Raw genomic sequence first — 1762 nt, forward strand, 5'->3', positions numbered from 1 at the left:
CCTTTGGGAAACCAGTTATACTGCAAAGCCAGGTAGGTGCGAATCATGGATTCGTCTTCGAAGAGCAAGTGATCGATTTCCCCTCTTTTTTAGAATTTCCAGATGAAGTTCTATAGTAAGTCTCTCCATCCCATGAAAAGTGCGTAATTTGATCTTCTCTTAGGTTGTGGTAAATAATTTGTGTATCAAAAGCCATTTCCGTTCAACTCCCAATCAAAGGATCATTTTATTGTTATTATTTTTCTTTATGCTCAAAAATCATCTTGTAATATTCCTCGAAAGCAGCGTCTTCTTGCTTAATTAAATTCAGTTCATGATCCATAGCATGACCAGCATTGCAACCAGCGCTAAAGAAATTATGGAGTAGAAATTTCAAATTATCTTTTTTAATATATGGCATCGCATCACTTCCCATCAAAGAATCATTTAATTATATTCTGGACACACATCTTCTTCTTCAACAAGCTTACTTTTTATCACACAATACAATTCATCATTTTTAGTTGAAAAGGAATTGCTACAACCTAGACAATCAATGTATTTTCGGTGAGAAAATCTATCTTCCAAGTCTTCGATTAGATCTTCCTTATTCATTTATTACTCTCCTCTCCCAATAAAAATATAGTTTTATTTCCTTTTACCTACTACTCAACATGTCCTGATTAATCTCAAGTTGTCTATGTATCATTTCTGAAGCAATTTCATGAACATCTTTCCTTTTGTTTCTTTTAATTAGACTTAATATTAACCTCATATGCTTCAACTCCATTTCCATAATTTACTTGAATCAAATATATCATTTACATATATAAGTTGAAACACTTATTTTACATAATTTATATTAATCTTAAAGTAAAAAAATGATCCTCACAATATCCCACAGATCAGGACATCATAAGGATCAAGTTGAATTAATATCAATTAAATACAAGTATACGTAAATCCCCACAGATAACTCTCCTCTTCTCTGTTGCTTCTTTGACTACAGAAAGAGGATTCGCAATACCAAAGCTACTAAGCATTTCAAGTAATGCCTCTTTTGTATAATTACCTTTACCTACAACCTTATACATATTTACACCTCCTCTTCTTAGTATAATTCATTTTGATTCTATTTATTAAACAAATACCCCAATCCAACACTTATCGCTAATGCTTTATCTACTTGTATCATTATTTCATCACTCAGTTGAGTTACTTCGTTAATTAAGCACCATTGATCAATTACGCGAACTTGCTCCAAAAGTACAATACTCTCCCTTAAAACACCATTGTTAGTTGGTATCTCTACATGTGTAGGAAGTTTTCTCTTGGTTGTAGATGATGATAATGGAGCTATAATGACGGTTGGAGCAAAACGATTTCCAATCTCATTTTGCAACACAACTACAGGTCTATTAGATCCTCCTTGAATGCTTCCCTCTACTCCGGAAATATCTGCTACCCATATCGATCCTCGACGAATATTATTATGTACTTTAATTGGTTGATTATTAGTTTTAGGCCTTTCTAATACCATACTCATATAATTCACACTCCTATTAAGTTGTATCAAAATTTATTATTAGCTTCTATAAATTGTATTATATATTCATTTTTAACTTTCTACAAGTATCAAACATACATTCGCATTATTTTGTCAACCCCCAATATATTACAAAACATTAGTATTTGCTATTTTGATTATTTTGTGTTATTAGATTTCTGGATATTTATTTGTTATTTATATTATAACCCGAAATTTTAATATTGAAACTCTCAT

The 1762-nt window shown here is 31.2% G+C and carries 4 protein-coding genes; all 4 read right to left on the reverse strand.

Going from position 1 to position 1762, the window contains the following annotated elements:
- Positions 1 to 235: 235 nt before the first annotated feature.
- A complete protein-coding gene (locus tag BK127_RS44425) occupies positions 236 to 418 on the reverse strand; it encodes a hypothetical protein (RefSeq protein ID WP_179097837.1) in 183 nt (60 codons plus the stop codon).
- Between the two features lie 8 nt (positions 419 to 426).
- Positions 427 to 594: a hypothetical protein gene (locus BK127_RS44430; protein ID WP_179097838.1), complete on the reverse strand. Its 168-nt coding sequence runs from the start codon at positions 592 to 594 to the stop codon at positions 427 to 429.
- A gap of 323 nt (positions 595 to 917) precedes the next feature.
- Positions 918 to 1073, reverse strand: coding sequence for a hypothetical protein (locus tag BK127_RS44435; RefSeq protein WP_179097839.1), 156 nt, complete (start codon positions 1071 to 1073; stop codon positions 918 to 920).
- A 38-nt stretch (positions 1074 to 1111) separates the two neighbouring features.
- Positions 1112 to 1519 carry a type II toxin-antitoxin system PemK/MazF family toxin gene (locus BK127_RS42090; protein ID WP_076238571.1) on the reverse strand — a complete coding sequence of 136 codons (408 nt, stop codon included), beginning with the start codon at positions 1517 to 1519 and terminating at the stop codon, positions 1112 to 1114.
- Between the last annotated feature and the right edge of the window lie 243 nt (positions 1520 to 1762).

It is taken from the genome of Paenibacillus sp. FSL H7-0331, assembly GCF_001956045.1.

Excerpts from the sequence above, each read along its gene's own strand:
- BK127_RS44430 (WP_179097838.1), bottom strand. The coding sequence starts at position 594 with ATGAATAAGGAAGATCTAATCGAAGACTTGGAAGATAGATTTTCTCAC.
- BK127_RS44435 (WP_179097839.1), bottom strand. The coding sequence starts at position 1,073 with ATGTATAAGGTTGTAGGTAAAGGTAATTATACAAAAGAGGCATTACTT.
- BK127_RS42090 (WP_076238571.1), bottom strand. The coding sequence starts at position 1,519 with ATGGTATTAGAAAGGCCTAAAACTAATAATCAACCAATTAAAGTACAT.